Origin of the sequence: Granulicella arctica (genome assembly GCF_025685605.1) — a bacterium.
Taxonomy (GTDB): domain Bacteria; phylum Acidobacteriota; class Terriglobia; order Terriglobales; family Acidobacteriaceae; genus Edaphobacter; species Edaphobacter arcticus.
Map to the genome: position 1 here is coordinate 1658434 of NZ_JAGTUT010000001.1, position 17302 is coordinate 1675735.

A 17302-nucleotide genomic window follows, 5' to 3' on the forward strand; every position below is an offset into this window, starting at 1 on the left:
CATCGAGTGTGTATATCTGACCTGTTCTATGCCACCACTCCTTATCCAATGCGTCGTCGTTCTTTACGAGTGTTCACTTGAAGAGTCGCGAACGCTGAACTCTCTGGCGACGGTATGGCGGAAGGATAGCGGTCTCGCAAAACAGATCGCGTTACTCATCTACGATAACTCCCCGCATCCTCAGCACTTCGACCTTGGGGGTTTCGAGTGCGGCATTATTGAATACCGCCGCGCCCTAACGAATGGCGGACTAGTTCCTGCCTACAACGAGGCGTTAGTCTCTGCACGTAAGCGCGAGATCAACTGGTTGCTTCTGCTCGATCAAGATACAACCATCCATTCGGATCTTCTGCCAGCCCTATTAGCCGCTATTAAATCGCCACCCGATGATGACGTATTTGCAATTGTGCCCAAACTTCTGCAACAAGGACATTTGATCTCTCCCCAGATCGTAGGGAAATTTAGAAACTATGACTACCCCGTCACGATGTCAGGAGTATCACAGAAGCACTTGACTGCACTGAACTCCGCGACGTGCCTCCGGGTTGAAGCTGTGACTGCGCTTGGTGGCTTTCCCGGAGTTTATTGGCTCGATTTTCTAGATCATGTTATGTTTCATCGACTTAACACTGCACACGGACGCACCTTGGTTCTTGATGTTGGGATAGAGCATCGGCTGTCGATCAAGAGTATAGAGAATGAAATGTCTCTCCATCGCTATACCAACGTGCTCGCCGCCGAATGGCGTTTTGTGCGCGAAACTGGTTGGGGAAACGGCACACTTACCCATCGTCTACGACTCTTAAAACGTGCCCTGAACTATGCGCTCACCTTGACAGACAAAGCTTACGCAGCAAAGACCTTGCGGGCTGCCTTCGCTTGGTGATCCGTCAAGCGAGAAGCTCCGACAGCGACAGGATAGTGTATTCTCCAGAAATGTCTCAGTAACATTCCGCAGATTTCTGACAGTTTGCTCCCTATCGAACCCCGCAATGACCAATCGCTCTACTCAGCTACCCGTCGAGCTACAAGACGCAGAGGAAGTACCTAAAAATATCGAAAATTCGCCTCCTCTTGCTAAGAATTCGTCACATGAGCCTTCCGGACTAGCGACCATCGTCTCGCGGAACATGGCTATCAGCCTTGCACGCGTAGCGGTAAATACGATTATCACGCTCGTTCTTCCTGCTTACCTGACGCATCACCTGCCGCTGGCGACCTATGGTGCATGGGTACTCATTCTTCAGTTCGGAGCCTATGTCTCATTCCTCGATCTGGGCATCCAGACTGGCGTAGCTAAATTTGTAGCCGAGTTCGACGCAAAGGGCGACAGCTACGGGGCGGGGCGTCATGCGAGTGCAGGCCTTGCCATTACGATCATGACCGGCCTGGTAGGCGTCGGTTTGACGTTAGTGCTCGCGTGGCAAGTTCCAAGGTTGTTTCAGGATATGCCGACGGTCCTTTACCGAGACGTTCGGATCAGCATCATGCTTATCGGTGTCTCTCTATCACTTGGACTCGTCAGTTCTGTTTTCTCCGCCGTCTTTATGGGTTTGCAACGATATGCGGTCCCAACTGTAATCGCCATCGTCAATCGACTTGCCTACACCGTAGTGATTCTTGCAGCAGTATTTCTTCACAGCAGCCTCGCCGTTATGGGTGCTATGGTTGCCGCGGTAAATGTAGCTGCCGCATTGCTTCAGATGATCGCATGGCGAAAGCTTGCGTCACGCATCCAAATTTCTTTGGTCCTCGTTCAGCGTCAGGCTCTCTCCCGTATGGCGCGCTATTGCTCTCTTCTTGCGGTTTGGACGGTGGGCATGGTTTGCGTAAGCGGCATGGATGTCACGATTGTAGGTCACTATGCATATAACGAGACAGCCTATTACTCTGTAGCGAGTCTTCCCATCACATTCATGTTGGTAATCATCTCCTCGATGCTCGGTCCGATGATGCCTGCATCGTCTGCTCTAAGTACCCAACGCTCGCCGATGGAAATGGGAGCTCTACTCAGTAGGCTGACTCGTTACTCTGCCACACTACTGCTTCTGACTGGATTGCCACTTGTCGTCTTTGGATTTCCAATCCTGCGCCTATGGGTTGGACCAACATATGCCATCCACAGCATCAGCTACCTTCAGATTCTCGTCATCGCTAACATTATTCGGAATCTCTGCGCTCCCTACGCGACCTTAATTGCTGCGACAGACCAAGTAAGAACTGCGCTGGCCGCTCCAATTCTTGAGGCTGTAGTCAATTTGGGAAGCAGCCTGTACCTCGCAAGTCGCTTCGGGGCGATGGGCGTTGCCTACGGAACTTTATTGGGCGCATTCGCGAGTGTCGCGCTCCATTTTGCGATCAGCATGCACTACACAATAAGCACCTTAGCCGTCTCCCGCGCCAAGTTGTTTGTGGAAGGCATAACGAGACCAGCACTGGTATGCCTGCCGTCTTTGCTCCTTCTGCTCTGGCAACGCTTCCGGCCCAACAACTTTAGTATCGGGGAGACATCAACTTGGGCAGCAGGAACAATACTTCTTGCCTGGTTTGGGACGCTCAATCGTCAAGAACACGAAAGTATCGTGCAGGCTTTCGGACGTCGATCGATACCGTAACGCATTATGTAGCATCAGGCAGAGTTGTGGCTTCGCAATGATAAAATCAGTCTTTATTGAACGTAAGCGTGGCGGGGGCAATTGTGATCGTAGAACCTGAATACTGGAAGTCACGACTAAGTGGCCTTGCAAAATCAACTGTACCTGTCCTACCCTACAGTCCCGAAAGCCGCCAATTGCCTCCTCGTGTTTTGGAGGTAGCCAGCGCATGGAAAGGACTGGAGAGTGTACTTGCGGACATTATTAAACGATTTGACATTGGTTCAAAGCGCTGTATGGAATTCGGAGTCGAACATGGCTACTCTACTGTGGCTCTCTCGTGCTACTTCGATGAAGTAATAGGCATCGATACCTTTCTCGGAGACCGACACACAGGCGATAAGCGAGACCTATTTGAACAAACAACCGGCAATCTAGCGGAGTTCGATAATATTCGACTGGTGCAAAGCAATTATCAAGATTGGATACGTAAAGACGATTCTACGTACGATCTGATCCATGTCGATATCATTCATACCTATACAGACACGTTTGCGTGCGGCCTGTGGAGCGCTAAGCACTCCAAGTGCAGTCTATTCCACGATACTGAGAGCTTTCCAGCGGTCAAACAGGCGATGATCGACATTGCGCGGATTACAGGCAAGAGGTTCTACAACCTTCAGGAAAGCTTCGGCCTCGGCATCTTGGTCTAGCCAGTCGTCTAAATACCTGAAACGGCACTGTACGTATTTCATCGAACCGTACACACCTAAAAGACTGATTTCCTCATTTCGGTCTATAGATTCTCTTTGGGCATATACAGCCCAGAGAGAATCTTTAAGTGAGGCAGGCTAAGAGCAGAAACTCTTGTGCAATCACTACTTCATGCGTGCAAGCAGGCAGATATGGAATGGTGCGGCAAGTTCGACCGCAAGTACGTCAAAGCCAACTCGAGATAACAGTTCTCGACTGTTATGTTCATCAAAAACATGATGATGCAGACAGCGATTTAGATAATTGCTCTCAGAGCGCTTCTGGAACTCCTGCTTTGTGCCGGAAGGCGGATCCATCGCTAAGTCATGCTTATCGAGGATTTCAGGTAGATGGGTTAGGTCTTCTTCGCCAGTGTTCTTCTCGAAGTCTTCCATCATGTGATCGACCTTCGTTGGCATTCTCAAATGGTCAAAGGTCATCTTGTAGTTAGGAAGAACAAGTACAAGGGCGCCCGAGGGCTTAAGAACCCTTTGCCACTCCCTTAGGGCTTTCACCGGATTGGCAAAATGTTCCAGATTGTGTGCTGACAGAAGCACATCGTAAGTTGCGTTTTGAACCTCCACTAAAGCCGACCCATCACAGAAAAGAGTATTTCCCGGTGCTTTGTTCTCATGGAAACGAAAGGATTCGCTATGTTCTGCCCAGACAGTCGACTGCGAAAAATCACAATTGTCGAGACATGCTATTTCCTCATACACCGGGCAAAAGCTTGCCTTCTCGAAAGAACCACTCGGCCCTCCGATCTCCAGACCCCGTTTTCCACGAACAAAGGGTGAATATAAAGGAAAGGTTTCAAGCCGTCCTTGGCGCATGCGGGCGATTTTTCTGCGGATACGCTGTAAGAGTGGCAGTCCAGTACCGAATATTCGCATGATTTCGTCCTATCGTTCAGTTGACCCAGTCGCGGTAAGTAGTGTCTCTAAGACTAAGCTGCTCGTTTAGTTCCGAGGCAACATGAGTAGCTATTGCAACACGTTGATGGCAGCAATGCCGAGGCCGAACTGACCTATAATTGTCGCGATATCAACCAGGTTTCGAAGCAGCGGACGCTTGTCCACCTGCTCGGGAATTATGATCGCATCACCTGGATAAAGATGCGTTGCATCGAAGTTTCCCGTAAACAAAGCCGACGAGAATTGGCGGCTGATGATTGATCCATCCGCACGCACGATATAGCTCCGTCCTGTATCTGCAGTACGCGTCCCGCCCCCAGCCTGGCGAATATAGTCACCAGCCCGTTTCCGCGAATTGTATAGAAATGAATTCTGCGTATAGACCGATCCGAAGACATCCACGCTCACAGGGGTTTGCGGCACAACGAACGTGTCTCCATCCTCGAGCTGCAAATCCGGAACGTCTGCGACAGTCTTACCATCTGGGCTCATATTCAAGACGATTCTGCCACTCGCAACCAACTGGCGAAGACGGATTGCTACGGTACGAGCATTCTGCAGCGCAGAAATATTCGCTATCTGGTCCTGCGGGTTAAGGGCGTTATTTGCGCTGTTTGCCTCAGCCAGTTTAATGCGTCTGTCCAGATCGGCTGCATAGTCATTCAGCCTTTGTTGCTGCAGAACCTTGGTTGATTCACGGCTGAACTGTGACCCATAAAGATAGGCACTGCTGCTAAGGCCGCCTGCGCGGGCAACAAGCTGTCGGAGCGTCTCTCCCGGGGCTACGCTATAGGTGCCCGCCGCCGTGAACTCTCCCTCGAGCCGCACGTACTTAGTCTGTTGTGCCTGCGGGACCTTGATATCCGCCTTGGAGAAGATGGTCACCACATCACCTGCCTCCAACTCGAGATTCTGGGTCTCATCGCCGCTCATCACCAACCGTCCGAGATTGAATGGGAGAAGTTGTGTTGTCAGATCATCCTTGCTGAGACGCTGCACTACGGCATAAGCCCAGTCAACCTCCGGTGCGCTTAACACGACGGCATTCTTGATTGGAAAGCGCCGCGCTGCGCCAGTCACCGATGCGCTCACAGAGGTTCCCGAGGCACTGTTGCTGCTTGTGCTGCTTGTAGCCGAGTTGTCAATCCGAGAATCCTGAGACGACACGCTGCTATTGCGGGACGCCCTGGTGCTGCCATCGCTGTTCGTATCGCCTGCTGCCAAGCTGTTCTGCTGCGACGAATTACTGGACGGGTTGTTTGAACTGTTCAATCCTGTCTGGGTGTTGGGATCGGTTCCGTCCATCAGGCCAGAGTTCACCGAGCCTGAATTGACGTTGTTTCCATACACATTGGTGTCGCTGTCTGGAGTATTCCCGGAGTTTAGCAGGAGCGGTGACTTGATCGGCCCGAGACCGCGGCCGTTAAGCTGGGCCACCGGGGCATCCGGAGCGTACCGCCGTACATCAGGCGTGGAATCCAGAACCGGCAATCCAAGTTGGTTTCGCTGCTGCCAGTAGTCCCGAGTCAACAACGCTTCCTTATTCGGTATAAGGTCGCGAATCCTCATGCCTGGAAACCACGTAAACCGCCGTGGATCAGCCACATTACCCCGGAGCGTTACCGCATCCTTAAACCGATCGACGATCGGCGAAACCTCGATGATGTCTCCGTCACTCAGCGGTGTCGCTAAACCCGTCGCATCCAGCTTAATATCGAGCACCGCACGCGAGTCGTGATGCAGAATTCGCTCTACTCTCACTTGCTTATCCTGAGCTAGCGTCGACAACCCCCCAGCCAGTGCGATCACATCGTTAACGGTGGCCCCTGGCTCTAATTCGTAGAGCGCAGGCTCATGCACGCTTCCCGCTACAGCAGCCATCGGACCCGCCGGCGGAATATATATAACATCGCCTGAGAGCAGCGGCACGTCTTTTGACTTGTCGCCCTTCAACAACAGATCATAAAAGTCGAAGGTCGTTACTGTCTCTTTGCCACGCTTCACCTCGATGTTGCGTAAACTGCCGGAAGGCGCGGGGCCACCGCTTGCAAATAGGGCGTTGACCAGCGTGCTGAGCGAGCTAACCGTGTAGCTGCCCGGTCGCTTCGCCTGGCCCACGATAAATATCTGGATCGAGCGCAATTGTCCAATGTTTACATTGAGATCAAAGTTCCGGAATGTGCGGCTGACTCGTGACCGTAAGAAGTCGGTCAACTTAGCAAACGGGACCCCGGCCACTCTCACGGTGCCAACCTGAGGAATATAGACGTCTCCTGATCGATCGACCGTAAAGTGGCCATCAAGTGAAACCTGACCCCAGATGCGAATCAGCAGCTCGTCGCCCGGACCGATGACATAGTCCGGGGTCACAGGAATGCGATCAACAGGGGCGAATGTTGACGGCACATTTGTAAATAATGTCGCACCGAATACCGGCAGCACGCGCCCCACAGAGGCCGCCACAAGGCGTTGAAAGGGAGTTAATTGAACCGGCTCGAGCGGATTTTGAACAGGCTGACGACCGTTCCGCTCAGTTTGTGAGTTTGTCCCGTTATCTTGCTGCTGAAGTCCGTTCCGCTGGTTCGTCTGATCCGGCTGGGTTAGAACCCGCGGCCCGATCTGCGGGGGCGATGCTTGTTGCGGCAGATTGGGGCTCTGCTGATTCGTTGTGTCGCTCTGCGTGCCTATCCCTGAGGAGAAAGGGTTATTGTCCTGGCCAAAGGAGCCCTGCGCTATTGCCAACGCCGCTGTGCTACAAGCAAAAGAAACCAAAGCACACGCATTAATTATCCTGCGCCACATCTTGTACGTCATCAGCACATCTCTTCTCAAAAATTCTTCCTGACCTGCTGCTCACTCGTGTCATCGCTCATCCGATTCTGGCCGTGTCAGCGCTATTTGTCTCAAACGAGACCCTCTCGTCGATCTCAGCAATTTACTCGCGACGAGTGCTATCAGAATAGCGGATTCTCGTATCAACGCCCACGAAAGCTGAAATCGGGCAACTTCCGGGCAATCCTGATTCCGGAATGGGGTGCATTCCAAATGGAAATGCAGACGGCCTCGATATACTGCGAATAGCCCGTCTCCGCCACAGCCGTACTCAGGCGCGCATGCGGGGCTCGGTTCGGAGATATAGTGAGCATCAAACAGTACCTCGTGTATACGTCCATTCTTGGATTGCTGTGGTGCCCTCTCCTCTCTCCAGCACAGATCCAGTTGTCCCCCTCCAGCCGCCTTCAAGCATCAACGATCATCACAACGGCTGCGCCGACGAAGTCGCTCAATATACACCGCCCCTTCCTCAATACTCTTGCAGAGAACGACTCCCCCAGAGACTTCCTTCCATTGTTGCAACCGGCCCCCGCCAGCCCCCATGAGGTTAGGGAGCAGATCGCACCATATTCCTCCGCCGACCTCACTCCTCCCGAAATTGGCGATAACGACCGCTTTGGCTCAACAAATGTTCCTATGGATAGCTGGATCTATCCTGCCTTGGAGCGTCTTGCAGCCATGGGTTTTATCCCATCGCAAAACGTAAGCATCCGTCCCTGGACACGTCAAGAGTGCCTCCGCCAGACGAGAGAGGTGGAAGAGAGCCTATTCTCTTACAACGCCAGCGATTCCATGAACGAAGAGGCACAGCGCCTCCTTTCGGACCTCCTCAAGGAACTTGCCCAGCCCGAGGATCACGACGGTATCGTCCTTGAATCTGCCTACACCCGCTCCGGCACCATCGCCGGTCCAGCGCTCACAGACGGCTTTCACTTCGGTCAAACGTGGTGGAACGACTTCGGCCGCCCCCTTGGTCGCGGTAGTAGTGTCATCGCAGGTTTCTCGGCGCGCGCCACACATGGCCGTTTTTTTATGTATGACCGCCAGGAGCTTCAGCAAAGTCCAGGCGCTCTGGCAATTACGTCCGCCGAGTCGCAGCTATTTAATACCTTGGATGGGGCTGTCGCCTTCGGTACCGCACCTGCAAACCTTTCCCCACCCACCCCGGCCATCTCCGCCTATCTGCGGCAGCGTCCCATCGAGCTCTATGCCGGCATCGCCTTCGCTGGCAATGCTCTCTCCTTTGGCAAGCAGGAGATCTTCTGGGGGCCAACCACCATGGGCCCTTGGTCATTCTCGAGCAACGCTGAACCGACATACAACCTCCGCCTCGTGTCGACGCGACCCCATCCCTACCCTTTCTTTCAAACCCTGGGCACGTACAAATTTGATCTGGTCTTTGGCAAACTCTCCGGCCATAAGTATCCCGCCCGCCCTTACTTCAACGGACAAAAGATTGACCTCACCTTCGGTAACAATCTGGAAGTCAGCTTCACCCGTTGGTCGATCCTCTGGGGGGTCGGCCATCCAATGACCCTGCGAACTCTGAAGGACAATCTCTTCAGCTCCAACTCAACGAGCACGGCGGCGGCGGGACAGTATAACTACGGCGATCGTACGGATCCGGGCGACCGAAAAAGCGACTTTGACTTCCGTCTCCACGTCCCTGGCCTCAGCAAAATCGTCACCCTCTATGCTGATGCCTATGCCGACGACGAACTCAATCCCATCGACGCACCTCGCCGCGTTGCCTGGGCGCCGGGCATCTATCTCGCCCGCTTACCCTACCTTCCGCATATGGATCTCCGTTTCGAGATGGCCAGTTCCGAAGAACTCAGCCGCGATGAGGGGGGCATTCGCTTCTTCATCAACAATCAATATCGTGACGGCAACACGAACAAAGGATTCCTCCTTGGCAATGCAGTCGGTCGTGATTCCCGAGCTTTCGAAGGTCGTACAGGCTACTGGTTGTCGGCGCGGTCGCGCGTCGAGTTCGGCTACCGCCAGGCCAAGGGCGGCTTGGCGTTTCTCCCCGGCGGCAGCACCATCAGCGACGGCTTCGTCAACGCCTCCTACGCTTTCACGCCAGAGTGGTCCGCCCAACTCTTTGCCCAGCACGAACGCTTCCTCATTCCTTCCTTTATGTCCGGCGCGCAGCACAACGAGAGCGGATGGTTACAGATCACATGGAATCCGAAGCTTCATCTTCCCCGATAGCCTTCTCACTAAATAGGGGAGCAACCTGCTCCTGCAACCCTGTCTCCAATGGTAAAGAACGCCAGAGGCCCTCATGCCAGACAGCAACGCTCCAAAGTCCGCGGTCGATCAGTCCCACCAGGAGAAACAAGCAGCCGCCGAACCCTCGGGCCCAAAAGGCGAAACTCCCTCGACTACGGGTCCGGGTCAGGTTCAGGTGGAGTCGAATACCCCCGAAAACCGCCTCGGCCACCTCAATCCCTCCGCACCAGAAGACGCAAATACGACCCCCGGGACCGTAGGCGAGAAGTAGCTTCGTGCTGTGCTCCGGACGAAGCTTCGATACCTCCGCCTTCGTAGAGAGTGACCTGCGCGATTGAAGTCACATAGCGCGGAACCAGGAATGTTCCCAAAATCTCGCGTAGTGACACCTTCAACATGATTTCGCCGCGGATTATTGAGAAGCTGCGACGAGGTTGGCGTACTATGCCGTGCATGGCCTCGTACGTCGGCCATTGGGCTTTCCCAACGAGAGCGTGGTTGTCAATAAGCATGCGCACTCTCACATTATTGGTACGCTGATTTTCACCAAAACGGAGACATCCAATGGCAATTGGACTCATCGGATGGGGAAGGTTCCTGAATGTGAACCAGGGGCGGGTTACTGTACCTCCCGGCCTCTGGACGTACCTTCATTCCATTGCTGCCGAGATCGGCCAAAGCTTTGACTTCCTCCAGACGCCGCCGCCCTCTCTCTGCCAGGGTGGCGCAGGTCCAGGCGATGATGGTTACGGTGTCTTCTGGCTTCGTCAACTCGACGGCACGCGCTATGGATCTTGCGAAGATCTGCTCGCTATGATCGCAGCCCTCAACACCCACGGCGTGCAGACGCTGCTCGACTTGGTGCTGCACCAGATGGTTGGCGAGAATGGAGGTCCGGGCGTCTTCAAGTATCCAGGCGCAGACAACAAAACCATGAACGGAGCAGGTTCGACCAAGCCGAGTTGGTTTCGTGGCTCTCCAAATCCACCGTGGGCGCAGAACGACACAGTTCCTGGTGGTCCACTCGACCCCGGCTTCGGCCGCCCGCGCTCTTATCAACATTCGCAGGAGTCGCTGGACGATGCCATCGCCTTCGTAAAATGGCTGACGCACCTGACCGACGCCACCGGTTATCGATTCGACGACGTCAAAGGCTCCTATCCTCCGGCAGTGCGCGAGATCATGAATGCTGTTCCGCAGTGCTCGTTCTACTCCGAGTTCTTTGATAATCGCTGGAATATGGGCACATGGGCTACGAACTCACCCATGAATAGCCGCTCCGCGGTCGAAGACTTCGATCTGCACTGGCACCTGCAGGCCGCATGCAATGGATACGACGCTCGTCAGTTCGTTGCTGGAGGCGCCGGATATTGGCAGATGAACCCCGGTCTCTCGGTAGGCTTCGTCGACAATCCAGACACCGACACCACACCAGGTCAACAGGTCATCTTCAACAAGGCCATTGCGTACGCGATTCTAATGTCGCTGCCGCTCGCCAAGACGCTTGTCTACGGAAAGGACTACTTTCCGTCGTCCGTTTGGCCTGGATCCTACGGCCTGAAGCGGCTGATCGACAATCTCTGCTGGATCAATCGCAAGTTCGCCTTTGGCACGTGCGAAATTCCGTATGTCGATCAGGATGTGCTTATCATCACCCGCGGTGGCGATGGTGGCTCGATGGGCTGGAGTGGCGGCATGGTGACGGTGGTGAACTTCAATACGCTCACCGAGCGGTCCTTCTGGGCTCCTACGCCCTGCGGTCCAAATCGCCTGCTCCATGACTACACCGGCCACCTGCCAGATGTGTGGACGAACGCCGACGGCTGGGCAAACTTTACCGTGCACTCAAACGCCTACTCGAGTGGAACGTCCTATGGAATCTACGCGCCCGCAGGAGTGGGAGATGCTCATCCAACCCAGAGACGCCAGACGACACAAGTCTTTGTTGGCGATCCAACTCTCAGGATCATGCCGGTAAAAAATGGTCGTCAGGTCCTCCCGCAGAGAATCTACTGCCAAAAGGACACGGACTTGCGATTACACCTTCAATTTGATCGCACCGGAAACTCCGGGCAGGCGACCGTACAGATGGAAGCAGCGGGTCCGAAAGACGTTCTGGAAGTCCTAAGCCTTTCCGGCCCACCTTCAAGCGCGATAGCCGTGGCGAAGGTCAACACTACAGGCTGGCACACGATCAGCTTGATCGGTGCCCTCCTTCCGGCCTCCGGTATAAATTTCACCCTCACCGTAACCTATACAGGAGCCGTATAGGCAGCCGGGACCGTAAGACAGGGCGCAGTCTGACGAGGACGCGAGGCTGTTCTGTGTAAATCGACCGACAAAAGCAGTTTAAAAGCGTCTTATAGAACAGTGCTTGCCTTCCAACACAGGCTCGCTGAAGGAAACGTATGCTCGAGAACCGCCTGAACACCTACTCCACAATCATTGATGTCCCCCGCGAAGAGACCGCCTCCCTGCTCGCCAAGGTTTTAGCCATCACCTCTTTTGGCTTCCTGGTCACAGCGTGTGGTGTGGCGACCGCACCCCCCTGGGCTTCGCTTCCCGGACTACTCGCAGTCTTCGCGTTAATCTTCGCCATCAGTGGCGCGCGGCGACGCGCCAATCCTTCATTGGCCCTGGGGCTATTCCTCGCCCTCACCTACTTCATGGGTTGGGAGATCGGTCCGCTCATCCACCGCTACATCCAGAACTTTGGCTCCGCCATTGTCTTTCAGGCTGCCCTCACGACCGGTCTCGGAATGGCTGCGATGGGCTGCGTCGCCTACCTCTTCCAGATTAACTATCGACGAATCGCCGGGATCGGCTTCGCAGCTCTGCTTTGCCTCATGCTCCTCGGCATCGCGAGCATGTTCCTCCACTTCCTCACTCCGAGCACCTATTCCTGGCTCACGCTGGGGATCTTCGCCGTGCTCACCGTAGGCGACTTTGCGCGCATCCGCGCGGGCGGTGATGGCCAGTCTGCCGTCTCCCTCTCGCTGTCCATCTATCTGGACGCAATCAACATCTTCCTCGCCGTCCTTCAGCTACTCAGCGGACGACGTCGGGAATAAAGCGAAACATCACCCGAATAACGCAGCCACGAAGACCAATCTGACACGATTCGAGAGTTTGCCGAGGCATCTGTCTCACGGCTTGAAGAAGTCGCGATCCAGGCATTTACAATCATGAAGCTGGCCGGACGGCAGAAGCGTCATACGTCGCAATCGCACGTACATCCGACACCAGGGTCACGAGCACGAGACAATAGCCTAGATTGAAAGCAAGGCTTCGATCTATCTCGCAAGTAAGTCACAGCAGGGCCTGTAGCTCAACGGTTAGAGCAGGGGACTCATAATCCCTTGGTTGGGGGTTCAAATCCCTCCGGGCCCACCACCAAATTTGCTTCACAGCAAGCCCTGACGAGCCCAAAACCATCAAAGAAGCAGCCTCACCAAAGCAAAAGGCTTCCTACCAGGACGCCATTTGTTCAGACCCGAAGCTCGATCAGATACCATGGCTTCTCCTATGAATCTGCGCATCCACTCGCTCCCTGCTCTGTTTCTCTTTATCGTCTCTGCGAATATCGGCATCGCCCAGACCGCCAGTTGGCCCGTCTCGCCGCTCCTGGTCGACCTGGATTATCGGCCAGCCCAGACGCTCGACGGCGATTGGCACATCATCGTCGACCCATACTTTGGCGGCCTCTACAGCTTTCATCGTGAGATCAAGAAGAACGGCTACTTTCAGGATGCGGACCCCAATGCCGCCACCGGCCAGCCCATAGAGTATGACTTTGCCAAGTCCCCCACGCTCAAGGTTCCCGGGGACTGGAATACGCAGACCGACCGTCTCTACTACTACGAAGGTCCTCTCTGGTATGAGCGCAAGTTTGAGGCCACTCCCAGGCCCGGCACCCACGTCTTTCTTCACATCGGCGCGGCCAACTATCGCGCCAAGCTGTGGATCAACGGCCAGCACGTCTGCGATCACGAGGGCGGTTTCACCCCGTTCGACTGTGAGGTCACCACGGCTCTCAAGGCTGGCCAGAACTCTGCCGTCATTAACGTTGACAACACCCGCATCGAAGATGGCGTCCCCACCCTCAATACCGACTGGTGGAACTACGGTGGCCTCACCCGGGACGTCTCCCTCGTCACCGTTCCCACAGCCTTTATCGACGACTACGACCTTCACCTCAGCCGCGCCGACCGTAAGACCATCGAAGGCTACATCCACGTCGAGCACGCTGACCCCGGCACCAGGGTCCACATCAGCATCGCCGACCTCAAGCTGAACACCGACGTCATCACCGACGCCGACGGCCGCGCCCCCATTCACCTCACCCCGCAATCCCTCCAACTCTGGGCTCCGGGAACGCCGAAGCTCTACAAGGTCAACCTCTCCACAGGCTCTGACACGCTCACGGATGACATCGGCTTTCGGACCATTGAGGTTCAGGGCACCAAAATCCTCCTCAACGGCAAGCCCATCTTCCTTCGCGGCATCTGCATCCACGCCGAGGCTCCCTACCGCACCGGCCGAGCCTACTCCGAGCAGGACGTGACCACCCTCCTCGGTTGGGCCAAAGATCTTGGCGTCAACTTCGTTCGCCTCGCCCACTATCCTCACGACGAGCACATGACCCGCGCGGCCGATCGCATGGGCATTCTCGTCTGGAGCGAGATCCCGACCTACTGGGCGCTCCACTTTGAAGACCCCGCCGTCCTCGTCAAAGCCGAGCAGCAACTTCACGAAGCCCAGCGCCGCGACCGCAACAAGGCCTCTGTCATCCTCTGGTCCGTCGCCAACGAGACGCCAAACACTCCCGCTCGTACACAGTTCCTCACTACGCTCGCCAACAAGGCCCGCGAGTACGACCCCACTCGCCTCGTTACCGCCGCCCTCCTCGTTCGCGGCGAAGGCAACACCAAGATCGTCGACGATCCGCTCGGTAAAGCTCTCGACGTGATCGGCGCGAACGAGTACATCGGCTGGTACGAGAAGACTCCCGAGGACGCCGCCAAAACCACCTGGACCGTCGGCTACGACAAACCCCTCATCATGAGCGAATGGGGCGGCGATGCCAAAGCCGGTCTCCACGGTAGCGACACTGACCGGTGGACCGAGGAGTACCAGGCCAATATCTACCGGAACCAGATCACCATGCTCAACAACATCCCGCAGCTTCGGGGCACCACCCCATGGCTCCTGATGGACTTCCGCTCCCCCGTCCGCGTGCGTCCCGGCATTCAGGACGACTTCAACCGCAAGGGCCTTATCGCTCCGGATGGCACAAAGAAAAAGGCCTTCTTCGTCCTTCAGAAGGCCTACCAGGCCAACACTCTCGGCAAAGCCGAATAGCTCCACGGGCGCAGAAGATAGCGTCTCGCATCTCACGTTGATAGAACGCGGACGAATCGCGTGGGGGAGCCCGCTGTGTCTTCATCCAGAAAGACCATCTTCGTCGCCATCGGTGCCAACCTCGGCATTGCCGCCGCCAAGATCGTCGGCTTCGTGGTCACCGGCTCATCTGCCATGCTTTCGGAGGCGATTCACTCCGTCGTGGACTGCGGAAACGGCGCACTCCTGCTCTTCGGCCAGCGCCAGGGATCGCGTCCTGCCGATGAGGTCCATCCCTTCGGTCACGGCAAAGAGCTCTATTTCTGGACCCTGATCGTCGCCCTGCTCATCTTCGTACTCGGCGGCGGCATCTCCATCGTTGAAGGCATCGCCCACGTCCGCCATCCTGCTCCTTCCGAGGACGCCACGTGGGCTTACGCCATTCTGGGCGTATCCATTCTCTTCGAGAGCTACTCCCTCTATGTCAGCGTCAAGGAGTTTCGAGAAGCATCTGGCAATCGACCCCTACTCGAGGCAATCAAAGCAAGCAAAGATCCAAGCATCTTTACCGTCATCTTCGAGGACACCGCCGCCATCCTCGGCCTGCTCACAGCCTTCATAGGAATCTTCCTAAGTCACACCTTCGGCTGGCAGCAGGCTGACGGAATTGCTTCCATCATCATCGGCCTGCTCCTGATCGTCGTGGCCGTTCTGCTCATCGCAAAGTGCAAAACCCTGCTAGTGGGTGAAGGTGCCGACACCGCCACCCTTCGCCGCATCCGCCTCCTCGCACAGGCTGACCCCGACGTCGAAAAGGTAGGCTATCCGTTCACCATGTACTTCGGCCCGCACGCGATCCTGCTCACCATGAACCTGCAATTTCGACCAGGCCTAACCGCACAGCATATCGAACAGGCAGTCCACCGCATCGAGACCGCCGTCCAGGCGGAGAATCCCGACATTCGCCACATCTACCTGGAGGTCGGTTCGATCCAGTCCGCCGCAATCCGCGATCAGCTCTTCCAGAGCTCCCAGCAGCCGATGTTCAATACTCCAGGTGATACGGAGCCGGAAACGTAAGCGTCCCGTTCGACCGCTCGTACCACATGAACATCTTCTTCGAACTCCCGTTCACCGTCACCGCCACGATGATCCCCGTGCCCGTCCGCTTCGAAATATCGACATGGTGTGTCTTGATTGGGCCCCAATCGCTCGCCGTCGTCCAGTCCTCGATGAATCGCTGCAGCGTGTAGTCATACTTCTGAGGGTGCTCCTGCCACTTCGGATCGTTCATCCAGATGGCATACGCCTTCACATAATCCTTGGCCTCGAGATCGCTCATGAAGTTGCTAACGGTATGCTCCTCCGGCAGATTCTGGAAGAACCATCCATGCCCGAGAATGTAACCAGCAAGCGTCGTAATGACCAGCACAACCAGCAGCACGCCGCTCCCGATCCACAGGTTGCGCTTCCGCGTCTCGCGGCCTTCGTTGTACTCAGGAGCATTCAGCAACGTCATCGCGTTCTTCCTCTCATTACTTAGACACCGGCAACCAGCCAATCGGCTTGGCACTACCCGGCCTGCGTATCGTACTGTCTCTAATTCGCTCTAGGCCCGTGAAGACCCTTCAGCCTCAGACCAACTCCCGCAGCGCCTTCAGATGGTAATCCATGTGCGCCACATAGTCCTCCATCAGGAAACACAGCGTCACATGCCCGTCCGGAAAGACGCAGATACGCCCGAGATGTCCACGTGCCACATGCCCCATCGTCCAGGCAATATGCGCATTCAACACCCGCCAAAGCTCCAGGATCTGCACCCATTCCTTCTCCGCGTAGTGCTGCGCCCGCACCCACTCATCCTGCTCATAGTTCAGCGACCGAACCTCCGGCTCCACATCGAGAACAGTATCGAGCCGAACAATCCGCTGCAGGTTGTTCACCGCCGAATCGATCAGGTGCCCGATAACCTCCTTCGCGCACCACTTTCCTTCCGACGGAGCTTCGCCCGCTCGCTTGCCTGAAACCTGTTCAAGCCAAGGCATCGCTGCTCCTACAACCTCGGACAACCGCATCCCCAACGCAACAGGATCAAGCTCCGCCAGCGCCGTCTCGTCCGCATACTTCGTGCTCATTGCCGTCCTCCCTGCAAATCAAATGCTCCTTGAAATATCTCAAAGTCGGTGCCACCCTTCAGCAGATATACCGAAACCACATCGAACCGCACCGGGACTATGCGCCGCTTCTCCTCAGGGAACGCTCGCAGATACGTTCGTGCCAAACCACGCAGCATCCGTTCCTTGTCCCGGTCCACAGCCGACTCCGCCGGATTCAGATCCCGTACTGACCGTGTCTTCACCTCGATAAAGCAAAGCCAGTCGCCATCCCAGCCAATCAGATCGACATCCCCACGCATCTTCGCGCTCGTCCATCGGGTCGCCACAATCGTATAGTTAAGCCGTCGCAGATGGAACAGCGCTGCCCGCTCGCCACGCAATCCCGTCGCAAGATTCGCAGCGAGCGGAGGACCACGCCGTACCCGCGCAGCCATACCGTGCATCCGTTCGAGGCTCCACTCCTGCACATCGATCCATCCGCGCGCTATCGCTAAACTTGCCATGAGCCCAC

14 protein-coding genes and 1 tRNA gene are annotated in these 17302 nt (G+C 55.7%); 10 read left to right on the forward strand and 5 right to left on the reverse strand.

Annotation, left to right across the window (positions count from 1 at the left end):
• Positions 1–28 precede the first annotated feature (28 nt).
• The 3 genes from OHL20_RS06730 (at position 29) to OHL20_RS06740 (ending at position 3307) form a co-directional block, all read left to right on the forward strand.
• Complete coding sequence (locus OHL20_RS06730) at positions 29–886, forward strand: glycosyltransferase (protein ID WP_263382431.1); 858 nt, start codon at positions 29–31, stop codon at positions 884–886.
• 244 nt (positions 887–1130) lie between these two features.
• A complete protein-coding gene (locus tag OHL20_RS06735; RefSeq protein ID WP_263382432.1) occupies positions 1131–2615 on the forward strand; it encodes a lipopolysaccharide biosynthesis protein in 1485 nt (494 codons plus the stop codon).
• Positions 2616–2671: 56 nt separating this feature from the next.
• The gene (locus OHL20_RS06740) at positions 2672–3307 is read left to right on the forward strand and encodes a class I SAM-dependent methyltransferase (protein WP_263382433.1); all 636 of its coding nucleotides are present in this window, start codon (positions 2672–2674) and stop codon (positions 3305–3307) included.
• Between the two features lie 165 nt (positions 3308–3472).
• Here OHL20_RS06740 and OHL20_RS06745 read toward each other — a convergent pair whose 3' ends face one another.
• Complete coding sequence (locus OHL20_RS06745) at positions 3473–4240, reverse strand: class I SAM-dependent methyltransferase (protein ID WP_263382434.1); 768 nt, start codon at positions 4238–4240, stop codon at positions 3473–3475.
• Positions 4241–4330: 90 nt separating this feature from the next.
• Complete coding sequence (locus tag OHL20_RS06750) at positions 4331–7003, reverse strand: SLBB domain-containing protein (RefSeq protein ID WP_263382435.1); 2673 nt, start codon at positions 7001–7003, stop codon at positions 4331–4333.
• Positions 7004–7399: 396 nt separating this feature from the next.
• Between OHL20_RS06750 and OHL20_RS06755 the strand changes: the two genes are divergently transcribed.
• From OHL20_RS06755 to OHL20_RS06785, 7 genes are all read left to right on the forward strand, one after another.
• Positions 7400–9313 (forward strand): capsule assembly Wzi family protein, encoded by a 1914-nt coding sequence (locus tag OHL20_RS06755; protein WP_263382436.1) that lies wholly within the window; start codon positions 7400–7402, stop codon positions 9311–9313.
• Positions 9314–9386: 73 nt separating this feature from the next.
• Positions 9387–9605: a hypothetical protein gene (locus tag OHL20_RS06760; protein WP_263382437.1), complete on the forward strand. Its 219-nt coding sequence runs from the start codon at positions 9387–9389 to the stop codon at positions 9603–9605.
• 293 nt (positions 9606–9898) lie between these two features.
• Positions 9899–11605 carry an alpha-amylase domain-containing protein gene (locus tag OHL20_RS06765; protein WP_263382438.1) on the forward strand — a complete coding sequence of 569 codons (1707 nt, stop codon included), beginning with the start codon at positions 9899–9901 and terminating at the stop codon, positions 11603–11605.
• Positions 11606–11742: 137 nt separating this feature from the next.
• Positions 11743–12405 carry a Bax inhibitor-1/YccA family protein gene (locus tag OHL20_RS06770; protein ID WP_263382439.1) on the forward strand — a complete coding sequence of 221 codons (663 nt, stop codon included), beginning with the start codon at positions 11743–11745 and terminating at the stop codon, positions 12403–12405.
• A gap of 246 nt (positions 12406–12651) precedes the next feature.
• A tRNA-Ile gene (locus tag OHL20_RS06775) sits at positions 12652–12727 on the forward strand.
• Between the two features lie 120 nt (positions 12728–12847).
• Positions 12848–14695 (forward strand): glycoside hydrolase family 2 protein, encoded by a 1848-nt coding sequence (locus OHL20_RS06780; protein ID WP_263382440.1) that lies wholly within the window; start codon positions 12848–12850, stop codon positions 14693–14695.
• Between the two features lie 75 nt (positions 14696–14770).
• Positions 14771–15754, forward strand: a complete 984-nt coding sequence (locus tag OHL20_RS06785) for a cation diffusion facilitator family transporter (protein WP_263382441.1) — start codon at positions 14771–14773, stop codon at positions 15752–15754.
• Here the strand turns inward: OHL20_RS06785 and OHL20_RS06790 are convergent.
• From OHL20_RS06790 to OHL20_RS06800, 3 genes are all read right to left on the reverse strand, one after another.
• A complete protein-coding gene (locus tag OHL20_RS06790; protein WP_263382442.1) occupies positions 15720–16193 on the reverse strand; it encodes a hypothetical protein in 474 nt (157 codons plus the stop codon). The two genes, OHL20_RS06785 and OHL20_RS06790, sit on opposite strands and share 35 nt — an antisense overlap.
• 115 nt (positions 16194–16308) lie before the next feature.
• The gene (locus tag OHL20_RS06795) at positions 16309–16809 is read right to left on the reverse strand and encodes a DinB family protein (RefSeq protein ID WP_263382443.1); all 501 of its coding nucleotides are present in this window, start codon (positions 16807–16809) and stop codon (positions 16309–16311) included.
• On the reverse strand, positions 16806–17294 hold the full coding sequence (locus OHL20_RS06800) for a YraN family protein (protein ID WP_263382444.1): 489 nt from the start codon (positions 17292–17294) through the stop codon (positions 16806–16808). The genes OHL20_RS06795 and OHL20_RS06800 overlap by 4 nt, the downstream gene beginning before the upstream one ends.
• Positions 17295–17302: the final 8 nt, after the last annotated feature.

Bases quoted from the DNA above. Each gene is read 5' to 3' on its own strand.
- OHL20_RS06730 (WP_263382431.1), top strand. From the start codon at position 29: ATGCCACCACTCCTTATCCAATGCGTCGTCGTTCTTTACGAGTGTTCA.
- OHL20_RS06745 (WP_263382434.1), bottom strand. From the start codon at position 4,240: ATGCGAATATTCGGTACTGGACTGCCACTCTTACAGCGTATCCGCAGA.
- OHL20_RS06770 (WP_263382439.1), top strand. From the start codon at position 11,743: ATGCTCGAGAACCGCCTGAACACCTACTCCACAATCATTGATGTCCCC.
- OHL20_RS06790 (WP_263382442.1), bottom strand. From the start codon at position 16,193: ATGACGTTGCTGAATGCTCCTGAGTACAACGAAGGCCGCGAGACGCGG.
- OHL20_RS06735 (WP_263382432.1), top strand. From the start codon at position 1,131: ATGGCTATCAGCCTTGCACGCGTAGCGGTAAATACGATTATCACGCTC.
- OHL20_RS06800 (WP_263382444.1), bottom strand. From the start codon at position 17,294: ATGGCAAGTTTAGCGATAGCGCGCGGATGGATCGATGTGCAGGAGTGG.
- OHL20_RS06795 (WP_263382443.1), bottom strand. From the start codon at position 16,809: ATGAGCACGAAGTATGCGGACGAGACGGCGCTGGCGGAGCTTGATCCT.
- OHL20_RS06780 (WP_263382440.1), top strand. From the start codon at position 12,848: ATGGCTTCTCCTATGAATCTGCGCATCCACTCGCTCCCTGCTCTGTTT.
- OHL20_RS06765 (WP_263382438.1), top strand. From the start codon at position 9,899: ATGGCAATTGGACTCATCGGATGGGGAAGGTTCCTGAATGTGAACCAG.
- OHL20_RS06760 (WP_263382437.1), top strand. From the start codon at position 9,387: ATGCCAGACAGCAACGCTCCAAAGTCCGCGGTCGATCAGTCCCACCAG.